This is a genomic window from Proteus sp. LHD240705 (assembly GCF_047921555.1).
In the GTDB taxonomy this organism is placed as follows: Bacteria; Pseudomonadota; Gammaproteobacteria; order Enterobacterales; family Enterobacteriaceae; genus Proteus.
Map to the genome: position 1 here is coordinate 532313 of NZ_JBLRMI010000002.1, position 23816 is coordinate 556128.

The window sequence follows — 23816 nt, forward strand, 5'->3', positions numbered from 1 at the left end:
TCAATATCGCAGGGATTAGCTTAGGCTAATTGTCTAAGTAAATTCTCTACAGGTGCTGCTAACCCTACGGTTGCAGGTGTCTGTAAGTTATACCAAAGTCCTTTTTGCGCCTCCATCATAGAGGTAAACGCTGAGAGTTCTACGCAAATTGGCACAATATCTAAATGAAAGTGGCTAAAAGTATGTCTAAATGAAATCAGTTGCTCTGATTTATTATTATCGAGCCCATGCTCGGCTAGCCACAGTTCTAAAAGCGCTTTTGTTTCAAATTGAGGAAAGGCAAATAACCCGCCCCATATTCCTGCTGGTGGCCTTTTATCTAACCAAACAAGATTATCATATTGTAAAATAAGAAAATAAGTTGTTTTTTCTGGGATGACTTTTTTCGGTTTTTTCCCAGGATAATCCGCCCAATTATTTTGAGCATAAGCGATACAGCCAGTATTTAATGGGCATAATTCACATTTAGGCTTACTTCTTGTACAGACCATTGCACCTAAATCCATCATTGCCTGATTAAAATACTCTACACCTTCAGTTGGAGTGATGTTTTCGCTGATCTCCCACAACTTATTTTCAACCTCTTTTTTACCCGGCCAGCCTTCGACAGCATAGCAGCGTGCTAAAACACGTTTTACATTACCATCAAGAATTGGGTAAGGTTTTTTCAGTGATAACGATAAAATAGCACCGGCGGTTGAACGTCCAACACCAGGTAAGGCACAAACGTCCTCAAAGGTATCAGGAAACTGCCCTTGATGTTTATCTACAATGTGTTGTGCTGCTTTATGTAGGTTTCTGGCTCTTGCGTAATAACCAAGTCCTGTCCATAAATGAAGCACTTCATCAAGAGGTGCTTTAGCCAATGCGCTAACATCAGGAAAACGTGCAATAAAACGCTCAAAATAAGGAATAACCGTAGCAACTTGAGTTTGTTGCAGCATTACTTCAGATAACCATACGTGATAAGGCGTTTTTTCTTGCTGCCAAGGGAGCGTTTTACGCCCATATTTGTGATACCAATTGAGCACGACTTGCGAAAATTGCTGAGCTTCCATCATGTTTTATTTTATTAACTCATGTTCTGATTAAGGTAAGATTGCACCACAGAGAGAATAAACTGTAAACACTCTTAATATTTATCTTATAGAGTGATGCTTCTATGAGTGACTCTTGCTAAACTTAGTGATCTTTGGATAATGTCGGTTAAGTTGTACTATAGCGACATTATAACGATTTTAAGTAAATAATTGGCCTAACGACTGACAGTATTAGACATGATCAAGAATGTAATTTCTCCGGAATTCAATGAAGAAGGACGTGCTTTACGACGCGTTCGTAGTTTTGTTCGTAGACAAGGTCGTTTGACACCTCGTCAAGAGCAAGCATTAGAAACACAGTGGCCTGTCTTTGGTATTGAATATCAACCGGAACCTATCGACTTCAGTCAGGTTTTTGGACGCGAAGCGCCTGTAATTTTAGAAATTGGCTTCGGCATGGGCGCATCGCTCGTGACTATGGCAAAAAATACACCAGAAAATAATTATTTCGGTATTGAAGTACATGCACCGGGTGTTGGAGCTTGTCTTGCAAATGCTGAAGAAGAGCAATTAAGTAATCTGAGAGTCATGTGTCATGATGCGATTGAAGTGCTCAATCATATGATCCCAGATAATAGTTTAAAAATGGTTCAGCTATTCTTCCCTGATCCATGGCACAAAGCGCGTCATAATAAACGCCGTATTGTTCAAGTGCCTTTTGCAGAATTAATTTTAAAAAAATTAACGTTAGACGGTGTTTTTCATATGGCGACAGATTGGGAACCATATGCAGAACATATGCTTGAAGTGATGACAAGTGTTGAGGGTTATCAGAATTTGTCAGAAACTCAGGATTATGTACCACGACCAGAAACACGACCTGTGACTAAGTTTGAAAAACGCGGTCATCGTTTAGGGCACGGAGTCTGGGATCTTATGTTTAAGAGGGTAAAATAATGGCTAAACAACGTAGTCGCCGCTTACGCAAAAAAATGCGTATCGATGAATTTCAGGAATTAGGTTTCTCAGTTAAATGGACTTTCCCAGAAAATACCCCAATTGAGGAAGTAGATCGCTTTGTTGATGAACTGATCCTCAAAGTTATTGAGCCAAACGGGCTGGCATTTGATGCAAGTGGTTACCTGAGCTGGGAAGGCTTAATCTGCTTACAACAAATTGGTAAATGTACAGAAGAACATCGCCAATTAGTCGAAAACTTCCTCAAAGAAAGCAAAATGCAAGATGTACAGACCTCTGAACTATTTGATGTTTGGTGGGATTGATAGAAAGTTATACATTTAGCAAATAATTACAAGGGCATCCAAAAGGATGCCCTTGTCTGTCTGGGGAAGGGACTGTGACTACAACGTTATCTAACGCATTACTGTCAGATATTTTGCAACAAATTCGCCCATTAATCGGGCAAGGAAAAGTCGCGGATTATATTCCCGCATTGGCTCAAATACCTCCAGAACAGCTTGCTATGGCTGTTTATACGGTTGATGGTGAACTCTATCAATCAGGCATGGCAGATAAGCGCTTTTCGATTCAATCTATTTCTAAAGTACTTAGCTTAACGCTTGCTTTAACACGTTATGAAGAAAATGAAATTTGGCAACGTGTAGGAAAAGAGCCATCAGGTCTACCTTTTAATTCCTTGATACAGCTAGAAATGGAAAAGGGAATACCGCGCAATCCTTTTATTAATGCGGGTGCCATTGTTATCACTGATATGTTGCAGTCTCGACTTAGTGCGCCTAAGCAAAGAATGTTAGAAGTGATCCGTTTTCTTACTGATACTCCAGATATTTGCTATAACTCAGTGGTTGCAAAATCAGAGATGGAGCATCTTAGCCGAAATGCATCAATCGCTTATCTGATGAAATCTTTTGGTAATTTTGAGAATGATGTTATTACGGTGCTTGAAACTTATTTTCACTATTGCTCCATAGAAATGAGTTGCACCGAGTTAGTACGATGTTTTAGCTATTTAGCTAATCAAGGTATGTGTGTGGTTAATAAAAATCAGATTATTACGCCAAGACAAACCCGACAAATAAATGCGTTAATGTTAACTTGTGGCATGTATGATGGTGCAGGTGAATTTGCATTTCGTATTGGTATTCCCGGAAAATCAGGCGTGGGTGGTGGCATTATTGCAGTCGTTCCCGATGCTTTTACGGTTGCAGTTTGGTCACCAGAGCTGGATAAATCAGGTAACTCATTAGCAGGTTGTGCAGCACTTGAATTATTAGCAAACAAAGTCGGGCGTTCAATTTTTTAGGTGTGTTTTCAGGAGCGTTGTTATGAATTTAAGAAATATTGCTGTCACACTGTTTTTTGTTGCGGGTACAGCAAATGCATCACCAAGTTTTGATTGTGCTGTAATGCCAAAAGATGATTTACGCATAACCTCTGAATTTGTTGAAGTCGCTGGTTCACATGGTTTAATGGTGATTTATCCTGATGGCACATTATTTCAAAATGAAAAAAGTGCCACATTGACACCACAACAACAAGAATTAGCAAAAAAATATCAAGCCACAGTAAGACGAGACGTACCTTGGCTAAGAACTGAAACTGGGGTAAAACTGCAAGATTCTCGCAAAGTGCTTGATAAAGTAGTGATTGAAGCTTTTGGCAAAGAAAGCAATATCCTCAATAGATTAAGTAGATTAGAGAAAGATCTTAATCAGCAAATGGATAGAGTGGTCAGCATAGAACCTAATAACATTACGTTCCATTCTCAAGCCATTAAAGAAGTTGAAGCTAAAGGCCGTGAAATCGTAGAAAGCAGCCTTGGTGGTATGTTGCAAGACAGCATTAATGAATTGGGGAAAAAACAGTTATTAGCTGCTGCAGGTGGCGACAGTAAAAAAGCCTTAGGCGGATTATTAGGAAGCTTAGATGGTTTTCAAAAGATCATAGATCAGGAGTGGAAGCAGCAAGAAGCTGCGTTTACTCAATTTGGTCAGCAAGCTTGTAGCAAAATCACACAGATGGAAAATCAACGTGTTGAATTAATTAATGCATTAAAGAAGTAGCTGATCCGTCTCTCTAATGATTGGGTTATTAACCAGATAATTAATAAGCTTTACAAATGGCGGATTCACAATAATTGAAAATAATAATGAAAATCATTCTTGTTCAATTGACTTGTGGGGAGAGCTGTTTAGAATGCCCTGTTTGAGTATTCCACTTAAACAGGGCAAAATTAATGAAGAAGATCCTTCCTTTAGTTATCGCATCTATCTTTTCTGTAACGAGTTTCTCAGCGTTAAGCAAAACGCCAATCGAATACCAACCTAACCAAGTTATTAGTCAGCAGAATGACAAAATGGTGATTAAACATCTGTTGGGTGAAACGTCGGTTACTAAGAACCCTTCAAAAGTTGTTCTATTTGATTTTGGTTTATATGATTCTTTAGTTCAGTTAGGTTTAGCTGATAAAGTGGTGGGGTTACCATTAGGTAATGCGCCTGCTTATATTAAAGGAAGTATTGCAAGTAATGTGGCTAATGTCGGTGGTATGAAAGCGCCTGACTTAGAAAAATTAGCCGAAATTAAACCTGATTTAATTATTATTACGGGTCGACAAGGCGCTTCTTATGAGGCTTTAGCGAAAATTGCACCAACCGTTAACTTAGGCACCAATAGCGCTAATTATCTTGATTCAGTTGAAGCGAATATTAAATTAATGGGAGAGTTGTTTGATAAGCAACAAGCAACCCAAGAGCAACTGACAAAACTGAATACAGTGATTGAGCAGGCTCAGAAAAAAGCGGCAGAGTCTGATAAAAAAGTTTTAGTGTTACTGCATAATGCAGGCAATTTAATGCCAAATAACCAAAGTGTTATTTATGATGTGGTTAAAGTGAAGAAAGCCGAATTACCCCCTGTAGCTGAAGAAGATAAAGATAAACGTCGAGTTGTCACTTCTGAAATGATCGCAAAAGCAAACCCTGATGTGATTTTCATTGTGGATCGTAGTGAAGCGATTGGTGCTGATAAATTAGAAAAAGCTACTTTTGAAAATGATGAAATTAAAACGACATCTGCTTATAAAAATGGCGATATTGTTTATCTGCAAGCAGACCTTTGGTATCTCTCTGGCGGTGGATTAGACAGCTTAACTAAGCAGATTGAAGCGATAGAAAGCGCATTCTAAGACTTTTATGATCGTTTTATCATAAATAAAAAATACCCATATTGTGAATAACAGTATGGGTATTTTAAAATTAGCTATTTGAAATCAGCAATATTAAAGAAATAGCTCAAGTAATGAATTTAAAAATAGCTTACCGTGAGGGGTTATTTGCCAGTGAGAGTCAGTTTCACTGATATAACCCAACGCCAAAGCTTCATCTATTTGATGGCGAATCACTTCTTCTGAAAGCCCAGTGTAATCACTGAAATCTTGTCTTGGAAATGCTTCTAATAGGCGAAAACGGTTCATAAAAAATTCAAATGGACGGTCATCATTATCAACAAAATTTTGCTGATCGAGATAGCGACCTTCCATAAAACCTTTAGGGTGCTTGGTTTTTACTGTTCGCATTATGCGACCATCTTCAAAGCTTATTTTCCCATGAGCACCACAACCGATACCTAAATAATCACCAAAACGCCAATAGTTTAGGTTGTGCTCACACTGAAATCCTGGCTTGCAATATGCCGATGTTTCATATTGTTGATAACCTGCTGCTGTCAGTAATTTATCGCCTTCTGAGAAAATATCCCACAGCATATCGTCATCAGGTAATTTAGGTGGGCGAGAGCCAAATTGTGTATTAGGTTCAATGGTTAATTGATACCAAGACAAATGTGGCGGAGATAACGCTATTGCTTGCTGTAAATCCGAAAGCGCTTGAGATAATGATTGGTCTGGTAATCCATGCATTAAATCTAAATTAAAGCTACGTAAGCCTAATTCTTTGGCTAAACGAGCCGCATTTTTAGCTTCATCTGCATCATGAATTCGACCTAAGCGGATAAGCTTGTCGTCGCCAAAACTTTGTACACCAATAGAGATACGATTTACACCAGCACGTTGGAATCCAGCAAAGCGTTCCGCTTCTACGGTTCCTGGGTTAGCTTCCATGGTGATTTCTGCATTGGAGCTAACAGCAATACGCTCTTTCACTCCATAGAGTAAATCAGCCATTGATTCAGCACTTAATAAGCTAGGTGTACCGCCACCAATAAATATTGTCTGGAGTTCACGGGAGCCAACGTGAATAAGATCGGCATCTAAGTCATTGAGTAAATGTTGCACATATTCCTTATGTGGTACTTCTCCCTTTAAGGTGTGTGAGTTGAAATCACAATAAGGGCATTTTTGTACACACCAAGGAATATGAATATACAAACTTAATGGGGGCAACTTAAGCATTCTTAAGGGCATCCAACATTAATTTAAGTGCTTTACCACGATGCGAATGCTGATTTTTTTGCTCTTTAGTTAATTGCGCCGCCGTACAATTTAATTCAGGAACAAAGAAAATAGGATCATAGCCAAATCCACCTTCACCGTGCATTTCTGTGCTTAATACACCATGCCATATACCGTGGAAAATCAGCGGAGTTGGATCGTTCTCATGGCGCATATAAACCAATACACAGTTAAATTGCGCTTGGCGTTTTTCAGCAGGTACATCTTTCATTGCATCAAGCAATTTATCCAGATTTTGCTGATCGTTTGCATCAACACCCGCATAGCGTGCTGAGTAAATACCCGGAGCACCGCCTAAAGCATCTACCGAAATACCTGAGTCATCAGCAATGGCTGGAAGACCTGTCACTTTTGCCGCATGACGTGCTTTGATCAGCGCGTTTTCAACAAAGGTTAAGCCCGTTTCCTCCACTGAATCAACACCTAGCTCTGTTTGGGCAACAATATCTAAACCAAAATCAGAAAGCAAAGAGGCTAGCTCTTTGACCTTCCCTGGATTTCCTGTTGCAAGAACGACTTTTTGCATGAGTATTATCCTTAGTAAAGCGTTACGCTAAGTAGCCATTGTAAAACGTCTACACGTAGATAATTCAAGGCATAAAGTACCAGAATAACAATCATTGCAGAGAAATCTAAGCCACCCATTGCCGGAATTACACGACGAATTGGTGCCATTAAAGGTTCTGTTAATTGAAATAAAAGGTGATCAATTGGATTACGACCTTGGCTTACCCAGCTAAGGATTGCGCGGATAATAATCAACCAGAAAATCATCTTACCTGCTGCTGTGAGTAGTTCAATAAAGGCAAAAGGGAACATTAAAGCGAAAGGAATTGATGTTCCTGATAAGTAAGATGGAATAATAATACCAAGCAGAATGAGTATATAGGCTAATAAGACTGACGCGGTATCAATAGGGCCAATAGAAGGAATAACACTTCTTAATGGACGAACAATTGGCTGTGTGATCTTGACGATAAATTGTGAAAAAGGATTATAAAAATCAGCTCTAACACATTGCATCCAAACACGTAATAGAAGTACGGATGTATAGAGTTGAAGAAGAGTCAGAATGACGAAATTTAAAAAATTCATTAGTTGGCCCTGATGAAATTAAAATTGTTTTTCCATTTCTTGCGCACGTTTAATCGCAGCTTGCATGGCAGAAGCGACGTTTTCAGGTAATTTTCCTTCATAAAACTGCATAAGTGCAGCCGCTGTCGTTCCACCTTTTGATGTTACTTGCTCTCGTAAAGTTGAGAAAGGCAACATATGTTGTTTCTCAGCTAAGGCGGTAGAACCACTTGCGGCTTGTTGCACAATAGCTCTTGCTACTTCAGGAGAAAAACCCAAACGTTCAGCTTCTTGTTGCATTGATTCCATAAACAAGAAGAAATAAGCGGGTGCACTACCAGCAACGGCGATAATATCATTGATGGCAGATTCTTGCTCTACCCAAACAGTTGTTCCGACACTTTTCATTAATTCGTCGGCAAACTGTTTATCTTGAGATGAAAGTGAATTGTGCGCAAACATACCACTTAAGCCTTTACCTACCAGTGCTGGAGTATTTGGCATAATGCGAACAAGCTGTAATTGGGTCGCAAAATAGTCGTTATAACGTGTGGCAGGGATGCCAGCAGCGATAGTAAGGACTAACTTTTTGCTCATATCTATATTTTGTAAGGGCTTACAAACTTCTTCCATCATTTGTGGTTTTACTGCCAGCACAATAACATCCGCTTTTTGAACGGCATCAATATTGTCATTAGTACTATGAATGCCGAACTCTTTTTCTAAAGGTTCACGGCGAACGGCAGAAGGTGAGCTGACGGTTATCTTATGTGCTGGATATCCACCTTGAACCAATCCTGCAATAATGGCCTGAGCCATATTTCCAGCGCCAATAAAAGCGATGTTACGATGTTCCATATAAACCTCTATTTCTACTTAGCCGCGTAATCTCTTGCGCCAAAAATTGCTGTACCAATACGAACGAGTGTTGAACCGCAAGCAATAGCTGCTTCCATATCACTCGTCATTCCCATAGATAACGTATCTATATTGGGATATTGAGATTGTAATTGCTTAAATGCGAGATGCATTTTTTCTAGCACTTCAACTTGTTTGTCATACTTGCTTTCAGGTGCTGGAATAGCCATTAATCCACGTAATTTAATGCCTGAAAGAATAGAAATTTGTGCTGCTAACCCATCAAGCTCACTCAGATTAATACCTGATTTACTATTTTCATCACTGATATTTATTTGAATAAGTACATTCAATGGTGGCAATGAGTCAGGGCGTTGGTCACTTAATCTTTGAGCGATTTTTAATCTATCAATGGTATGGCACCAATCGAAATTCTCAGCAACAAGGCGTGTTTTATTTGACTGTAAAGGGCCGATAAAGTGCCAAACTAAGGTGTGGTTATTAGCAAAATAATGGATTTTATCAACACCTTCTTGGACATAGTTCTCACCAAATTCAGTTTGTCCACATGCTATTGCTTTTTCGATGTCACTCACAGGTTTGGTTTTACTCACTGCAAGTAGTGTTATTTCTTCTGAAGAACGGCCGCATTTCTGCGCTGCTGTGTCAATGTGAGACCTGACATTGACGAGATTCTGTTTAATAGTATTCATGGCAACTCAGGAGATAATAAGATGAAAATGGAAAATTTAATTGCATATAGTGTAAAGCATAACGCTTCGGATCTGCACCTTTGTTGTGGTGATGTACCTCGATTGCGGATCAATGGAATACTTTATCAACAAAATCAATGTAAACCTATCACTTCCGATAGTCTACTCACGTGGCTCAAGCCTTTTTTAAGTGATGCTCAAAAGCAAACTTTTGAGCATGAAGGGCAGGTTGATACGGCACTTACGCTGTCTTGTGGGCAACGACTTCGTATTAATTTATTTCGCCAACAAAAAGGTGTCTCAGCAGTATTAAGAATAATTGAAACACAAATTCCTTCTTTAGATAAACTTCGAGTACCCAAGTCGGTTTCAACATTATTAGATAATTATTCTCATGGACTTATTTTAGTGACTGGTGCAACAGGAAGTGGAAAATCATCGACATTAGCCGCAATGATCAACCATTTAAATCAATATCAACGTCAGCATATTTTGACATTAGAGGATCCTATTGAATTTATACATGGCAATAAGCAAAGCATTGTACAGCAAAGGGAAATAGGGCGAGATGTTCAACATACTGCAAATGCAATAAAGAGTGCTCTACGCCAAGATCCAGATGTCATTATGTTGGGTGAGTTAAGAGATGCACAAAGTATTCAGTTGGCATTAACGGCAGCAGAAACAGGGCATTTGGTGCTGGCAACATTGCATACTCAAGGAGCAGTACAAACGCTTGAGCGCGTCACTAATGTCTTTACAGGTAATGAGCGACAATGGATTTCATCGCAATTAGCGTGCAGTTTAAGGGCGATAATTTCACAAGAGTTAGTGCCTTCAACTGAAGGTGGGCGTGTGGCGTTATTTGAAATAATGCAGGTTACGCAGGGTATTTCACATCTTATAAGAGAAGGAAAATACCACCAAGTGACAACATTAATGCAAACAGGTAGTGAATACGGAATGCAAACCTTCATGTTAAGTCGGCAGCAACGCCAACATGAAGGTTTAATTCAAGCTGAATGATAACTTATAAGTAAAAATAGGTGGGGATCACGAAGTGGAACCTATTTTTTAGGATTGCTGTTCAAACCAGCTTTCAAGAATAATAACGGCAGATGCTGCATCTACACTGCCTTTATCTAAGGAGCGGTAACCACCACGTTCAAAAAGATGAGCGCGAGCTTCTACGGTGCTAAGGCGTTCATCATGCAACGCAATTTGTACACCAAATCGACCATGAAGGCGATTAGCAAACTTTTTAGCTTGAGTTGTGACTAACTGTTCGGTGCCATCCATATTAAGAGGTAAGCCGACAACCACTAAATCAGGTTGCCACTCTTTTATGATTTTTTCGATTTGAGTCCAATCAGGAATACCATCTTTTGCTTTAAATGAGGCTAAAGGTCTAGCGGTTCCTGTAATTTCTTGACCAATAGCGGCACCAATGCTTTTAGTGCCGAAATCAAAGCCCATTACCGTTCTGTTTGACATTATGCGTGACCCGCTATTGGTGAAATGGTGTGGATATTAATCCCAATTAATTCAGCGGCTTTATGCCAACGTTCAGCAATAGGGGTATCAAAAATAATTTGAGGTGAGGCTTCAACTGTTAGCCAGCTATTTTCTAAAATCTCTTTCTCTAATTGGCCTTGTTCCCAACTGGAATAACCTAGAGAGACTAATGTTTTTTCTGGTTGCCTTGCTGTACCTAGGGTTTCTAATACATCTTTGGAAGTTGTGATCATTGTGCTGTCACTAATTTTGATGCTAGAACTAAAACCTGAAACTGGAGTATGCAAGATAAAACCATGTTCTTCTGCAACTGGGCCTCCTGACATCACCGGTTTTTGTAAGCTAATTGCTTCGTCTCTATCAGTCGAAAAAATTTCCAATTGATCTAATACACCTTCCACAGAGATATCTTCGATAGGTTTATTAATAATTAAGCCCATCGCACCGTTTTCATTATGTTCGCAAACATAGACGACCGAGCGTTCAAATAACGGATCGCTTAATGAAGGCATAGCAATAAGAAAATGGTTAAGTAAATTCATAATAGTAGTACTGTTCCCTGATCATTTTTATTAAAAAAACCTAGCCCTTTTATACATTGTATTTCTTAATGTATACCGCTTATTGATTAATATGTGGGGGCTAGGTTCATACTTTTAAACCCGTTAATCTCTGTGTCTAAAAGTTAGTTTTTCTTGTTTAAGCGCACTTCAATAGCATCCATTAACATGCCTGTAATAGAAATATCAGGATAAGCGGCTTCAATCTCACGGGCACAAGTTGGGCTTGTAACGTTAATCTCAGTCAAACGATCGCCAATAACATCTAGTCCGACAAAAATAAGACCTTTTTGTTTAAGAATAGGTGCAACTTGACGCGCAATTGCCCAATCACTTTCTGTTAATGGACGAGCTTCTCCACGACCACCAGCAGCTAAGTTACCTCGTGTTTCGCCTTTTGCAGGAATTCGAGCTAAGCAATAAGGCACTGGTTCGCCATCAACAACAAGGATACGTTTGTCGCCGTTAACGATTTCAGGTAGGAAATTTTGTGCCATACAGAAACGATGACCATGTTCTGTCAATGTTTCAATAATAACACCTACGTTTGGATCATCTTTTTTCAAGCGGAAGATTGATGCACCACCCATACCATCTAGTGGCTTGAAAATAACATCACCGTGTTTTTCATGGAAAGCTCGTAAATGCTTAGCTTCACGAGTGACTAATGTGTCGGGTGTTAATGTCGGGAACCATGCAGTAAAGAGTTTTTCATTACAGTCACGTAAGCTTTGTGGCTTATTAACTATCAGTGTTCCCATATCTTCAGCACGTTCTAAAATATAGGTTGCGTAGATAAATTCGGTATCAAAAGGCGGATCTTTACGCATTAAAATAGTATCTAATTCACCTAAAGCAATATCCTGCTCTTGGCCAAATTCAAACCATTTTTCTGGGTTCTCTTCTACGCTGAGTAAACGAGTGTGAGCGCGTGCTTCACCTTGGTGTAGGTAAAGATCGTTCATCTCCATATAATGAATTTCCCAGCCACGGCGTTGCGCTTCTAATAGCATGGCAAAGCTGGTGTCTTTTTTGATTTTGATGGATGAAATTGGGTCCATCACAATACCTAATTTAATCATTACTTCTCCTTTATCCCAGATCGCCGAACCGAACCTGCAAAGCGGTGATTGCGGTGAGTGCTGTTGTTTCAGTTCTTAATACACGAGGACCTAATAAAATATCAGTAAAATGGTGCTCTGCTGTCATGGCGATTTCTTCAGGAGAAAGTCCACCCTCAGGGCCAATCAATAAGCGCACTTTTTTAACCGGTAAGGGTAAGGTATTAATACTTTGGTTAGCCCTAGGATGTAAATTGAGTTTTAAACTACCATCATCTTGAGCACACCATTCTTCTAATGACATCACTGGCATTAATTGTGGAATGCTATTTCTGCCACATTGCTCACATGCCGAGATAATAATTTTTTGCCATTGCTGATGCTTTTTCTCTAAACGGCTAGGGTCAAGTTTAACACCACAGCGTTCTGAGATCAGTGGAGTGATCGTATTAACACCTAACTCAACTGATTTTTGAATAGTAAACTCCATTTTCTCGCCTCGTGAAAGCACTTGCCCTAAATGGAGGTCGAGAGGGGATTCTTTATCATCAACAATGCCACCATTAATTTGCACAGTGACTGACTTCTTTGTGCTTTCGATAATTTCAGCATCAAATACTTGATTTGAACCATCAAATAGTGCCAGTTTTTGCCCAGTAGACATTCTTAATACACGCCCAACATGATTAGATGCTTCTTCATCTAATGCTGTTTGAGTACCTGCTGTGAGTGGTTCTGGATGATAAATGCGAGGAATACGCATAACGTGAAACCCTTACGTAAAAGATGGTTAACCGTGATAAATAAAATATGTGATATGCATCATACGCATGACATTATGGCATGCAAGTTATCACTTTGCTTTTATCGTTAGTATAGCGCGGATCTTATTGCGTGTTTTGTCGCAAAATTTCATGTTTTCATTGTTATTATAAAGAAAATTCTCGGTATTAAATGGAGACTCTTATACAGTCGTTTAACAGGGATAACGAGGTATCTAAGGAGTAGATATTTATGCCATTAAGCCGTTGTTGTTTTATAAAAACACCTTTACTCTCTTTTTTGAATGAGTTTCTTGTTTTTATTAAGTTTTGTCTGCCTTTTTTACTATTATTTTTGTTACCTAAAACCCGTCGTAAACAACTTGCTATAAGTTATATTATTATTTGTTTATATTGGTTTTTTTCAATTTATTCGCTTTCTTTATTGATAATACTTTCTGTATTAAGCTTTTATTTATTAATGCTCTCTTTCTTTGATGCTGACTATTTTCTTTTGCCTAATACATTGACTTATTGGCTAATATTTTTAGGGCTATCGTGCAATTACACAACCTTTGGGCTAGTACCTTTTGATCATGCTTTTTATGGTTTTTTAGGTGGTGCAGGGCTTTTTTATGGCATCTATTTATGGGGATATTTGATCTATCAAAAATGTGTTTTAGGTTTTGGTGATGTGAAACTATTTAGTGCGATAGGTGCATGGTGTGGATTTGAAAAATTACCTTATATTTTATTACTCGGCTCTTTGTTGGGATTAAGTGTGTATTGCGGAGTATTGCTCACAACGAAAGAGTTTTTAAAAAAAGTAGCATTTGGCTCTTGTCTTTCATTTTCAACATTAATGATATTAGGTTTTTATTTTTCGTCTTATAACTCCTTTAATTAGTTGATTTCAATCTGTTCTGGTTAGGCATTTATAACAAAAAATATAATAGTAAAAATCGAAATAAAGAAGGCAGTGTGCGGAAATTAATCAGCACACTGAAAAGAAGATTATAGATTTTCTTTTATAAATTGCTGCCAACGTTTTGTATCACCTAAATATTTTTCAATCGATATCAGGCGATAACCTTGGTTATCTTCAATAAATAAAGTCGGAAAACCACGACCATTAACTTGGTGCATTAATTGTTGTGTTTGGTTTAAATGTTGCTGAACTTGGTTATTGCTGATGTCAGATAATAAGGATGCAAATTGTTCAACATCAAAGCCAAGTTTTTTCACAATAAATAGCAGTGTGTCTTTGTCACTGATATTTAAACCATCAAGATAATAGGCCTCTTGTAATGCTTTTAGTAAATAAACATCACGGTTTCCCATTTTTTCGGCAACAAGAATAGCTGAAATAGGTAGCAGTGAATTTAATACCATCTCCGTATTACCAAGGCAATCACGATACGCATGACTAAAAACTTGGCCAGATAATTGACTAATACGGTCATCAATTGGCGTGACATGCTCTTTCCATGATTGACCACCCGTTACTACTCTTGCGGGTGTAAACAATCCACCACCATGTAGCTTAATGGAATGTGGAAATGCATTGCTTACTGCTTCAATCAAAGGGGCAATGCCGTAGCACCAACCACAAAGAGGATCATAAATATAGTGCAATATTTTAGTACCTTGGGTATTACCTGTATTGCTTGCTACTGAGGCCACTGCATCTCTCCTTTTAGTACTTTTGCACTAAGCTCTAGGCTTGATTTATCTGCTAAATTCTGATGATTTTTTTCCATTGCTGCAATAAATTCATCTGAATTTTTTGTCTTTTCAAGATTTTTCTCAGCTTCAATTAGGTAATTCATTGTGAAGTCAACAGCTTGTAGGTCATATGTTGCTTTTGGTAAATAGTGACCAGGAATAACGGTTTTTGGGGATAGTGATTTTATTTGCTGCAATGCACTAACCCAATGTTGGCGTTCTGCCACAGTTTGGGTATCAGCCAACCAAACATGAATATTTTCAGAAACTAAAACACCACCCATTACTGCATTAAGTTTTGGAACATAAAGGTATGTTCTATCTGGAGATTGTCCGTCTAAGCCTTTGACTGAAATGGTTTCGCCTTCTAAAGAAAAACTATCACCTTTTAGTTCTTCAGGAATGATAATTTTCTGAGGGGCATTTTCTTTAAGCACAGGCCCCCAGTAGGCAAGTTTTCCTGCTTGTGTTTCATTAATGGCTTTAATTGTGGGGGCGGTTGCAATCACTTTGGCATTTGGAAATGCATTAGTAATGACATCTAACCCAAAATAAAAATCAGGATCAGAATGGCTGATATAGATATAAGTCAGGTTTTTTCCAGAGGCTTTTATTTTATCAACCAGCGCTTGTGCATCATTTTTTTGAAATTGTGCATCAATTAATACGGCATCTTTATCGCCATAAATAATTTCAGAAGAGACAGGAAAAACACTCGCTTCTCCTGGGTTATAAATATCTAATGTTAAATCAGTTGCTAGCGCTGATGTTGCGAAGAATGCGGTAGTTGCAAGTGTTAAAGGAAGTAATTTTTTCATCTTTTGTTTTCTCCATAATGTTGTTGCTGACTATAATATGTTGCATAAAACAAGAGAAAAACCCTATTTTAGGCAATTGATTGTTGCGTAAATCGAGTAAATGAAATGGATAAAATAAAAGCATCAGAAGTGTTTGTAACCATTGTGAAGCAGGGAAGCATGATAAAAGCTGCTGATTATCTAGGTATGTCTAGAGCGATGGTGACGCGATATTTAAATGAAATGGAAGAGTGGGCAGGGGTGCGTTTATTGCATAGAACGACACGCAAACAAAGCCTAACATCAGTAGGTGAAATGGTATATGAACAGAGTTTACAGCTATTAGAAATGGCTGAACGTATTCCTGCCAATATTCCGAAAGAACGTCATCAAATCAGTGGGCTTGTTCGTATTACCAGTTCACAATCATTAGCAAATAGCATTTTGTCAGTGGCGATATGCGAGTTTATGCAACGTTATCCTTTAATTGCGGTTGATTTACAAATTACCAATCAAACCGTGAATTTGGTAGAAGAACGAATTGATATTGCATTGCGTATTACGAATCACCTTGAGCCTAATTTAATCGCACGCTCATTAGCGACATGTCTTTCAGTGGTGTGTGCTCATAAAGATTACTTAGCAAAAAAAGGTATACCTCAAACGCCAGATGAGCTTGCGCAGCATCAATGTTTAACTTACCGATTTTTTGGTCGTAGCTTGTGGGAATTTAATTTAGGTGATGAACGTTATTCAGTCCCTGTTGGCGGTAATTTAAGTGCAAATGAATCAGTTGTTTTATTGCAAGCTACGTTAAAAGGAGTCGGCATATCGCTACAACCTTATTATTCAGCCAAACCTTATCTTGAAAGCGGTGAATTAGAACAAGTTTTGGCTAACTATCAAGCTTTGCCGATGGGGATTTATGCAGTTTTAGCGAGTCGGCAAAATATGCCCGCAGCTGTCAGAGTATTGTTGGATTTCTTAGTTGAGTGGTTCTCATCATCACCTTACTGGCTTGCTTTATCGGGTAAAAGCTTGGGTTAATTGCTTAGGGTAATCTGATAATGTCTCTTTCATCACATCAATAAAATAGGAAACAAGTTGTGATGACGGGCGATGTGTTGGAGTAATTAAGCTGATGGTAAAGGGGATAGAAAAGCTTAAAGGACGAAGACAAATAGACTTATCTAAGTAATCAAGTGCGGTAATCGGGTTAACAATTGAAATGCCGATATTTTCACTCACCATTGCACAAATAGAGGCGGCGCTTTGTGTTTCCATCACTAGCTGTCGTGTAATTCCATCTTTAATAAAAACGGTATCAATCAATTGTCGGTAGCTATCATTGGCAGACAAGCTAATAAAACGCTGGCTTTGAAAATCAGCAGGATTTAACAATGGCTTTTTACACAATGGGTGTGATTTTGGCAAAACTGCAACTTCATTGAGTGTGAGTAGCGTTTCTTGTCGCGTTCCTGCTGGCGTTTGAGTGTGTTCAGTCAATCCTAAATCATAATGTTGAGCCGATAACCACTCCTCTAATAATGGGGATTCTTGCGGAACAATGGTTAAGTTAACATCAGGATATGTATCTAGAAATTGTCGGCAAATTGAAGGTAATAATGACTGAGCAAATGCGGGCAAGCAGGTGATATTCAATTCTGCTTGGTTAAAATGGCGAATATTTTCAGCTGCGTTAATTATTCTATCTAAGCCATAATAAGAACGCTGTACTTCCTCAAAAAAGCGTAACCCTTCAGTTGTGGGTTGTAAACGGCCTTTTATTCTATCAAATAATTTAAATGCTAATAGATGTTCAAGACGAGATAACTCTCTACTGACAGTGGGTTGTGATGTTTTCAGTAACTCTGCGGCTTCAGTTAGATTCTGAGTGGTCATCACTGCATGAAAAATTTCAATATGCCGCCAATTAAAAGGAGCTTTCATTGTCTATTCCTATATCACGGATGAATAGAGTGTAGCTTATTTGATATTTTTATTCCCTTGTAAGTTAATAAATAATGAATTTATTCCCCCGTGATTTTTATGAGTAGATAACATGACAACATCAATAACTATGGCTCAATACCAATTAGCACAAACTTATGGAACGCCATTATGGATTTATCAAGGCGATACGATTTCTCAGCGTATTGCTCAGCTTAAATCTTTTGATGTGGTTCGTTTTGCTCAAAAAGCCTGCTCCAATATTCATATCTTACGTTTAATGAAAGCACAGGGTGTTAAAGTTGACTCTGTTTCATTAGGAGAGATTGAACGTGCTTTAGTTGCGGGTTATCAAGGAGGTAGAGAAAAAAGTGAGATTGTCTTTACGGCTGATTTACTTGATGAAAAAACCATTGAGCGTGTTGTTGAATTAGATATTCCTGTTAATGCTGGCTCCATTGATATGCTTCGTCAATTAGGTAAACGCAATCAAGGGCATGCGGTTTGGATAAGAATTAATCCTGGATTTGGTCATGGACATAGTCAAAAAACCAATACAGGCGGAGAAAACAGTAAGCATGGTATTTGGTATGAAGATGTGCCTGAAGCGTTAGCCGTGATCCAACAATACAATTTAACGCTAGTTGGTTTTCATATGCATATTGGCTCTGGTGTTGATTATCAACACCTTTCTAGTGTCTGTGATGCAATGGTAGAGCAAGTGCTTACCTCTCAAGTTGATATTCAGGCTATTTCGGCAGGAGGTGGATTGTCAACGCCTTATCAAGAGGGTGATGCGACAGTCGATTTGGATCATTATTTTTCTTTATGGGATAAGGCTCGTCAGCGTATTGCACAACACTTAGGACATTCTGTTGAGTTAGAAATCGAGCCAGGACGTTTTTTAGTGGCTGAGTCAGGGGTATTGATTTCACAAGTGAGAGCCGTTAAATCAATGGGAAGTCGTCATTATGTGCTGGTGGATGCTGGATTTAGTGATTTAATGCGCCCTGCAATGTATGGCAGTTATCATCAAATTTCAGTTTTAGATAGCCATGGTCAAATAAAACCAATGACAGAATTACAAGAGACGATTGTGGCTGGTCCTTTGTGTGAATCTGGAGATGTTTTTACTCAGCAGGAGGGAGGCACTGTTGTTCCTCGTTTATTACCTCAAGCACAGGTAGGTGATTATTTAGTTATTCATGATACTGGAGCTTATGGTGCTTCAATGTCATCAAATTATAATAGCCGACCACTTATTCCTGAAGTGTTGATAACAGAGGGCGTTCCCCAATTAATTCGTCGTCGTCAAACAATAGAAGAGTTATTAGCGTTGGAATTAGATCTCTAATTCATTTTTTTATTAAATATGCTTTCATTGAAAAATAAAAAACACCTCATGACAATTTTAGTGATGAGGTGTTTGTGTTTTATAGGGAAACATCTTCCCCTATATATTTTTAAGCGGCTTTATCTGTTTTGAGATTGTCAGCTTTCTGCTTTTTTGCAGGTACCGCCAATGCATCAAAGTCAAACTCATCAACATTGATACTCCGTAAGCGACTCTGTTCTGCTTTACGTAAGATATCGGCTTCTTCTTGAGTTACTCGTTTATCAGCCAGTGCTTTATCCGCTAATTTATCTAATTGAGTAAAGCTAAATTTCTTCTCATAGAGGCGGCAAATGCGGTCGAAAATAGGCTCAGCAGCTAAGATATCCAGTAGTGCTTCTTCCATTAAACCATGTGGATTATGCTCGCTCGGTGTTAAGTACTGACCTCTACCAATGCGATCACGAGTCTCAGACGGTTGTTGGATAAGTTGTGCTACTTTGCTATCTAATTTATCTGATGGTAATTTTTGAGCTTTACCTAGTGGGAAAATAATTGCACGCATGGTGCCTGCGATAACACGGCTTGGAAAATTGCGTAGCAGTTCATCAATTGCATTTTCAGCTTGGTATAAGCACTCTTTTACGCTCCAATGTACGAGAGGTAAATCCGCGGTATGGCGACCTTCATCTTCATAACGCTTAAGCGCGGCAGAAGCGAGAAAGATATGACTTAATATGTCACCTAAACGTGCTGAAATACGCTCACGACGTTTTAAGCTTCCACCTAAAACTCCCATTGAAACATCAGACAATAGCGCCATATTGGCACTTAGGCGGTTAATTTGTTGATAATAACGACGGGTTTCATCATTAGTAGGAGAATTACTTAATCGACCATTAGTGATACCCAACCACAAACTACGTAAGGTATTACTTGCCACATGACCAATATGACCAAATAAAGCGCGGTCAAAATCATGTAGGTTATTGTCTCGTGCTGCTGCAATTTCATCTAATACATAAGGATGACAACGGATAGCACCTTGACCATAAATGATCATGCTACGAGTTAAAATATTGGCACCTTCAACTGTGATGGCAATTGGAGAGCCTTGATAAGAACGTGCGACAAAGTTTGATGGTCCAAGGCAGATCCCTTTACCACCCACGATATCCATTGCATCGATAACGCCACGTTGCGCTCGGTGAGTACAGTGATATTTGACGATAGCTGATAATACGGCGGGTTTTTCTCCTAGCATAATACCCGTAGTAATTAAGGTCGCTGCAGAATCTAAAAGATAGGCGTTACCAGCCAGACGTGCTAATGGCTCTTCAATACCTTCCATTTTGCCAATTGGAATTTTGAACTGACGACGGATACGAGAATAAGCACCAGCTGCCATTGCCACACTTTTTAATCCACCAGTAGAATTTGAAGGCAGAGTAATCCCTCGACCTACAGAGAGACATTCCACCAGCATTCTCCAACCTTGACCTGCCATTTTTGGCCCACCAATGATGTAATCGATAGGAACAAAAACATCTTTACCACGAGTTGGCCCATTCATAAATGGTACGTTCAATGGGAAATGACGATGACCGATTTCAACACCTTTGACATTAGTTGGAATTAACGCGCAGGTAATGCCTGGGTTCTCGTCATTACTTAATAGATGGTCAGGATCGCGTAATTTAAATGCTAATCCTAATACGGTCGCGATAGGAGCAAGAGTGATATAGCGTTTATTCCATGTTAAACGAAGGCCAAGCACTTGCTCTCCTTGCCATTCACCCATACAGACAACACCACTATCAGGAATAGCTCCTGCATCGGAACCCGCTTCAGGGCTTGTTAAGGCGAAACAAGGAATCTCATCCCCTTTGGCTAAGCCTGGTAAATAGCGTTTTTTCTGTTCATCAGTACCGTAGTGTTGCAGTAGCTCACCAGGACCTAAAGAGTTAGGTACACCAACGGTGATGGCTAAAATACCAGACACTCCTGACAGCTTTTGCAATACGCGTGATTGAGCGTAGGCTGAAAACTCTAACCCGCCGTACTCTTTTTTAATGATCATCGCAAAGAAGCGATTATCTTTAAGGTATTGCCAGATTTCAGGAGGTAAATCAGCTAATTCATGAGTGATTTCAAAGTCATTTGTCATGCGACAAACTTCTTCGACTGGGCCATCAAGGAAAGCTTGCTCTTCAGCTGTTAGCTGTGGTTTAGGGTAATTATGAAGTTGTTTCCAGTCGGGAGCACCACGGAACAACTCACCTTCCCACCATGTTGTACCTGCATCAATAGCTTCTTGTTCTGTTTTAGACATAGAAGGCATGACTTTTTGAAATGCTTTAAGTGCAGGTACTGAGATATAGGCTCTACGAATAGAAGGAATAGTAAAGGGTAATAAAACCAATGCAACGGGAAGGAGTAACCAGTAGCTCCAAATATTGGCGACACCCATGACTAATGTATAAGCAATAAGCGCGAGGCTACTTACCGCGATACTGAATTTGCGATAACTAAGTAAGCCAATAAGAACGATAAAAAGTACGATACTGAGTAGTGTCATAATAAACTCCTGTATTTAGCAAGAGATCAGAGGTCAGACCTGTTGTTTGTTATTTAGATCTAATCTAGTCACTAACTTTTATCAATATATTTACATTCTAATTACAATATAGCTCACAAATTATTCGTAAATGAGAGAAGTTAGCATTTGTCTATAATAGGCATCTTCTTTCATGACATTTAATCCGTTACACTGAGAAACAGAAAATTTCGATTACCCTTTCTGGAGTAAAAATCCTATGTACCAAGATCTTATCCGTGGTGAATTAACAGAAGCAGCAGATACGCTATCTCGCTTTCTTCAAGATGACGCAAATATTGAAGCTATCCAAAAAGCTGCGGTGTTATTAGCAGATTCTTTTAAAGCAGGCGGTAAAGTATTATCTTGCGGTAATGGTGGCTCTCATTGTGATGCAATGCATTTTGCAGAAGAGCTAACTGGACGCTATCGTGAAAATCGCCCTGGTTATCCTGCCATTGCTATTTCAGATGTAAGCCATATCTCATGTGTAAGTAATGATTTTGGCTATGAATATATCTTTTCTCGCTATGTTGAAGCTGTGGGTAAAGAAGGTGACGTTCTGCTGGGTATTTCAACCTCAGGCAATTCAGGCAATATCATCAAAGCAATTAGTGCTGCGCGTGAGAAAGGCATGAAAGTCATTACGCTAACGGGTAAAGATGGCGGAAAAATGGACGGTACAGCAGATATTGAAATTCGTGTGCCTCATTTCGGTTACGCTGATCGTATTCAAGAAATTCATATTAAAGTTATCCATATTCTGATCCAATTAATTGAAAAAGAAATGGAAAAATAATTTGTTGATATTGCTATAAATTAGCAAGAAACATCGGCAAGAAGGAGTGAGCGATGTGTGAGTTGTTAGGTATGAGTGCAAATGTACCGACAGATATTAATTTCAGTCTAAGTGGATTAATTCCAAGAGGTGGTAAGACAGGACCTCATAAAGATGGTTGGGGAATTACTTTCTACGAAGGGTTGGGATGTCGTACATTTAAAGATCCTCAAGCTAGTGCAATTTCACCAGTCGCTCGCTTTGTTCAAGAATACCCGATTAAATCAGAGGCTGTGATCGCTCATATTCGTCAAGCGAATCGAGGTAATGTCTCTTTAGAAAATACCCATCCTTTTACTCGTGAATTATGGGGAAAAAACTGGACTTATGCACATAATGGTCAACTAAAAGGTTATCAATCTCTTGATACGGGGCGTTTTAGAGCCATAGGGCAGACGGATAGTGAAAAAGCTTTTTGCTGGATCTTAAATCAGCTCGAAAATCGTTATAAAAGAACCCCTGTGAATTGGCCTGCTGTATTTCGTTTTATCGCTGTTTTAGCCTCTCAATTAAAGCAAAAAGGGGTTTTTAATATGCTGTTGTCAGATGGTCGATTTGTAATGGCATATTGTTCAACTAATTTACATTGGATCACGCGTAAAGCACCTTTCGGCAAAGCCAAATTACTTGATCAAGATGTAGAAATCGATTTCCAGCAACACACACAATCAGATGATGTGGTTTCTGTTATTTCAACATTACCATTGACTGGAAATGAATCTTGGCAGCGTATTCCCGCTGGTGAGTTTGTCTTATTTGATCGTGGTGTGCGTATCCTGTAACCATTTGCTTTCACTATTTTGCGATAAGTTAAGGACAGGGTTTACACTATTAGGTGAAGTCAAAGTGCTATTAACGAAATAACGTCCATTTTGAACGGTAACAGATGGGATTTGTTTGTGTTCTTCAACATATTGGTAGGCTGGCATAAGCTGTTGCCAGAAATCCATATCTTTTGAATACTGATGTTTCTTCATATTTTCAGTGGTCATTTTAAATGGAAAAATATGAATATTAATCGTAGATTGACCACCTTGTAGCGCCAATTCAGCATACTGATAAATTTCATCCATCACAGAATCTGTCATTGCATAGCAACCAACCGATTTACAAGCCCCGTGGATCATTAAAAAATCGCCAGTGTATCCTTTTGATTTATCATATTGATTAGGAAATCCTAGGTTGATAGCTCGGTAAAATCGACTGTTCGGATTTAATTGTGAGAAATTAACCTGATAAAAACCCTCGGGGCTTTTTAAATCACCTTGAAACTTTTTAGGTCCAAGGCCTCCAGAATAGCTACAAATGGGGTAAGTACGTACTTTTTCTAATTGCCCATCTAATTTTTCCGTATAAAGTTCAAGTAAGCTTTCTTCTTTGAAAATCTGAATATAGATAGGCTGACCTGTACTTTTTTTAACAGGTTTCATTAGAAAACTTGAATTATTTTCAGCGTTAACAAATAAAGAAATTAACATTAATGTTAAAAAACTGATTAGTTGTTTTGCGTGACTGGTCATGGTTTTATCAGAAAAATAGCTTA

Annotated in this window: 26 protein-coding genes; 11 read left to right on the plus strand and 15 right to left on the minus strand. The window is 38.8% G+C overall.

The features are described from left to right. Nucleotides 1-20: 20 nt before the first annotated feature. Nucleotides 21-1061 carry an A/G-specific adenine glycosylase gene (gene mutY / locus ACNART_RS05710; RefSeq protein WP_368927285.1) on the minus strand — a complete coding sequence of 347 codons (1041 nt, stop codon included), beginning with the start codon at nucleotides 1059-1061 and terminating at the stop codon, nucleotides 21-23. A gap of 216 nt (nucleotides 1062-1277) precedes the next feature. Here mutY and trmB point away from each other — a divergent pair, with 216 nt between their 5' ends. The 5 genes from trmB (at nucleotide 1278) to ACNART_RS05735 (ending at nucleotide 5208) form a co-directional block, all read left to right on the plus strand. Beyond that, nucleotides 1278-1997 carry a tRNA (guanosine(46)-N7)-methyltransferase TrmB gene (gene trmB, locus ACNART_RS05715; RefSeq protein WP_109373894.1) on the plus strand — a complete coding sequence of 240 codons (720 nt, stop codon included), beginning with the start codon at nucleotides 1278-1280 and terminating at the stop codon, nucleotides 1995-1997. After that, nucleotides 1997-2323 carry a YggL family protein gene (locus tag ACNART_RS05720; protein WP_023581025.1) on the plus strand — a complete coding sequence of 109 codons (327 nt, stop codon included), beginning with the start codon at nucleotides 1997-1999 and terminating at the stop codon, nucleotides 2321-2323. Before trmB ends, ACNART_RS05720 begins: the two co-directional genes overlap by 1 nt. Before the next feature lie 74 nt (nucleotides 2324-2397). Then, nucleotides 2398-3324 (plus strand): glutaminase B, encoded by a 927-nt coding sequence (glsB, locus tag ACNART_RS05725; protein ID WP_198620996.1) that lies wholly within the window; start codon nucleotides 2398-2400, stop codon nucleotides 3322-3324. Nucleotides 3325-3346: 22 nt separating this feature from the next. Beyond that, nucleotides 3347-4084: a DUF2884 family protein gene (locus ACNART_RS05730; RefSeq protein WP_109373896.1), complete on the plus strand. Its 738-nt coding sequence runs from the start codon at nucleotides 3347-3349 to the stop codon at nucleotides 4082-4084. 173 nt (nucleotides 4085-4257) lie between these two features. Further along, entirely contained in the window at nucleotides 4258-5208 is a 951-nt protein-coding gene (locus ACNART_RS05735; protein ID WP_368927283.1) for a siderophore ABC transporter substrate-binding protein, read from the plus strand. Between the two features lie 93 nt (nucleotides 5209-5301). On the opposite strand, the gene hemW is transcribed toward ACNART_RS05735, so the two are convergent. From hemW to ACNART_RS05760, 5 genes are read right to left on the minus strand one after another with little or no spacing between them, the layout of a single operon-like run. Next, nucleotides 5302-6432: a radical SAM family heme chaperone HemW gene (hemW, locus tag ACNART_RS05740; protein WP_368927281.1), complete on the minus strand. Its 1131-nt coding sequence runs from the start codon at nucleotides 6430-6432 to the stop codon at nucleotides 5302-5304. Beyond that, on the minus strand, nucleotides 6425-7018 hold the full coding sequence (locus tag ACNART_RS05745; RefSeq protein ID WP_160230042.1) for an XTP/dITP diphosphatase: 594 nt from the start codon (nucleotides 7016-7018) through the stop codon (nucleotides 6425-6427). Before ACNART_RS05745 ends, hemW begins: the two co-directional genes overlap by 8 nt. An 11-nt stretch (nucleotides 7019-7029) precedes the next feature. Further along, nucleotides 7030-7587, minus strand: a complete 558-nt coding sequence (locus ACNART_RS05750; RefSeq protein WP_196534281.1) for a YggT family protein — start codon at nucleotides 7585-7587, stop codon at nucleotides 7030-7032. A gap of 18 nt (nucleotides 7588-7605) precedes the next feature. Beyond that, entirely contained in the window at nucleotides 7606-8424 is an 819-nt protein-coding gene (proC, locus tag ACNART_RS05755) for a pyrroline-5-carboxylate reductase (protein ID WP_109373901.1), read from the minus strand. Nucleotides 8425-8438: 14 nt separating this feature from the next. Further along, nucleotides 8439-9137 carry a YggS family pyridoxal phosphate-dependent enzyme gene (locus ACNART_RS05760; RefSeq protein WP_196534280.1) on the minus strand — a complete coding sequence of 233 codons (699 nt, stop codon included), beginning with the start codon at nucleotides 9135-9137 and terminating at the stop codon, nucleotides 8439-8441. Nucleotides 9138-9158: 21 nt separating this feature from the next. On the opposite strand from ACNART_RS05760, the gene ACNART_RS05765 reads away from it, so the two are divergent. After that, on the plus strand, nucleotides 9159-10163 hold the full coding sequence (locus ACNART_RS05765; protein WP_198626076.1) for a type IV pilus twitching motility protein PilT: 1005 nt from the start codon (nucleotides 9159-9161) through the stop codon (nucleotides 10161-10163). 48 nt (nucleotides 10164-10211) lie between these two features. Here ACNART_RS05765 and ruvX read toward each other — a convergent pair whose 3' ends face one another. The 4 genes from ruvX to rsmE all read right to left on the minus strand — a co-directional run bounded on the left by ruvX (nucleotide 10212) and on the right by rsmE (nucleotide 13036). Next, on the minus strand, nucleotides 10212-10631 hold the full coding sequence (ruvX, locus tag ACNART_RS05770; protein WP_198620992.1) for a Holliday junction resolvase RuvX: 420 nt from the start codon (nucleotides 10629-10631) through the stop codon (nucleotides 10212-10214). Beyond that, nucleotides 10631-11194, minus strand: coding sequence for a YqgE/AlgH family protein (locus ACNART_RS05775; RefSeq protein WP_023581015.1), 564 nt, complete (start codon nucleotides 11192-11194; stop codon nucleotides 10631-10633). Before ACNART_RS05775 ends, ruvX begins: the two co-directional genes overlap by 1 nt. Nucleotides 11195-11337: 143 nt before the next feature. Then, complete coding sequence (gene gshB / locus ACNART_RS05780) at nucleotides 11338-12294, minus strand: glutathione synthase (RefSeq protein WP_109373905.1); 957 nt, start codon at nucleotides 12292-12294, stop codon at nucleotides 11338-11340. A 10-nt stretch (nucleotides 12295-12304) separates the two neighbouring features. Continuing rightward, nucleotides 12305-13036, minus strand: coding sequence for a 16S rRNA (uracil(1498)-N(3))-methyltransferase (rsmE, locus tag ACNART_RS05785; RefSeq protein WP_368927278.1), 732 nt, complete (start codon nucleotides 13034-13036; stop codon nucleotides 12305-12307). 251 nt (nucleotides 13037-13287) lie between these two features. Between rsmE and ACNART_RS05790 the strand changes: the two genes are divergently transcribed. Next, a complete protein-coding gene (locus tag ACNART_RS05790; RefSeq protein WP_198632131.1) occupies nucleotides 13288-13941 on the plus strand; it encodes an A24 family peptidase in 654 nt (217 codons plus the stop codon). 107 nt (nucleotides 13942-14048) lie between these two features. Here ACNART_RS05790 and ACNART_RS05795 read toward each other — a convergent pair whose 3' ends face one another. Together ACNART_RS05795 and ACNART_RS05800 are read right to left on the minus strand one after the other, a co-directional pair. Then, nucleotides 14049-14717 (minus strand): DsbA family protein, encoded by a 669-nt coding sequence (locus ACNART_RS05795; protein WP_198620989.1) that lies wholly within the window; start codon nucleotides 14715-14717, stop codon nucleotides 14049-14051. Next, entirely contained in the window at nucleotides 14705-15577 is an 873-nt protein-coding gene (locus tag ACNART_RS05800) for an MBL fold metallo-hydrolase (RefSeq protein ID WP_349442807.1), read from the minus strand. The genes ACNART_RS05795 and ACNART_RS05800 overlap by 13 nt, the downstream gene beginning before the upstream one ends. A 105-nt stretch (nucleotides 15578-15682) precedes the next feature. On the opposite strand from ACNART_RS05800, the gene ACNART_RS05805 reads away from it, so the two are divergent. Continuing rightward, nucleotides 15683-16603 carry a LysR family transcriptional regulator gene (locus ACNART_RS05805; RefSeq protein ID WP_198620987.1) on the plus strand — a complete coding sequence of 307 codons (921 nt, stop codon included), beginning with the start codon at nucleotides 15683-15685 and terminating at the stop codon, nucleotides 16601-16603. Here the strand turns inward: ACNART_RS05805 and ACNART_RS05810 are convergent. Next, entirely contained in the window at nucleotides 16580-17506 is a 927-nt protein-coding gene (locus ACNART_RS05810) for a LysR family transcriptional regulator (protein WP_198620986.1), read from the minus strand. The two genes, ACNART_RS05805 and ACNART_RS05810, sit on opposite strands and share 24 nt — an antisense overlap. 112 nt (nucleotides 17507-17618) lie before the next feature. Between ACNART_RS05810 and lysA the strand changes: the two genes are divergently transcribed. Further along, complete coding sequence (gene lysA, locus ACNART_RS05815) at nucleotides 17619-18860, plus strand: diaminopimelate decarboxylase (protein WP_198626079.1); 1242 nt, start codon at nucleotides 17619-17621, stop codon at nucleotides 18858-18860. A 109-nt stretch (nucleotides 18861-18969) separates the two neighbouring features. Here lysA and fadE read toward each other — a convergent pair whose 3' ends face one another. Further along, complete coding sequence (gene fadE / locus ACNART_RS05820; RefSeq protein WP_198620984.1) at nucleotides 18970-21417, minus strand: acyl-CoA dehydrogenase FadE; 2448 nt, start codon at nucleotides 21415-21417, stop codon at nucleotides 18970-18972. Between the two features lie 238 nt (nucleotides 21418-21655). On the opposite strand from fadE, the gene lpcA reads away from it, so the two are divergent. Together lpcA and ACNART_RS05830 are read left to right on the plus strand one after the other, a co-directional pair. Continuing rightward, a complete protein-coding gene (lpcA, locus tag ACNART_RS05825; protein WP_006534804.1) occupies nucleotides 21656-22234 on the plus strand; it encodes a D-sedoheptulose 7-phosphate isomerase in 579 nt (192 codons plus the stop codon). A 53-nt stretch (nucleotides 22235-22287) separates the two neighbouring features. Then, nucleotides 22288-23055 carry a class II glutamine amidotransferase gene (locus tag ACNART_RS05830; protein WP_100158656.1) on the plus strand — a complete coding sequence of 256 codons (768 nt, stop codon included), beginning with the start codon at nucleotides 22288-22290 and terminating at the stop codon, nucleotides 23053-23055. Here the strand turns inward: ACNART_RS05830 and ACNART_RS05835 are convergent. After that, nucleotides 23026-23793, minus strand: a complete 768-nt coding sequence (locus tag ACNART_RS05835) for a L,D-transpeptidase family protein (protein ID WP_198626080.1) — start codon at nucleotides 23791-23793, stop codon at nucleotides 23026-23028. The genes ACNART_RS05830 and ACNART_RS05835 overlap by 30 nt on opposite strands. Nucleotides 23794-23816: the final 23 nt, after the last annotated feature.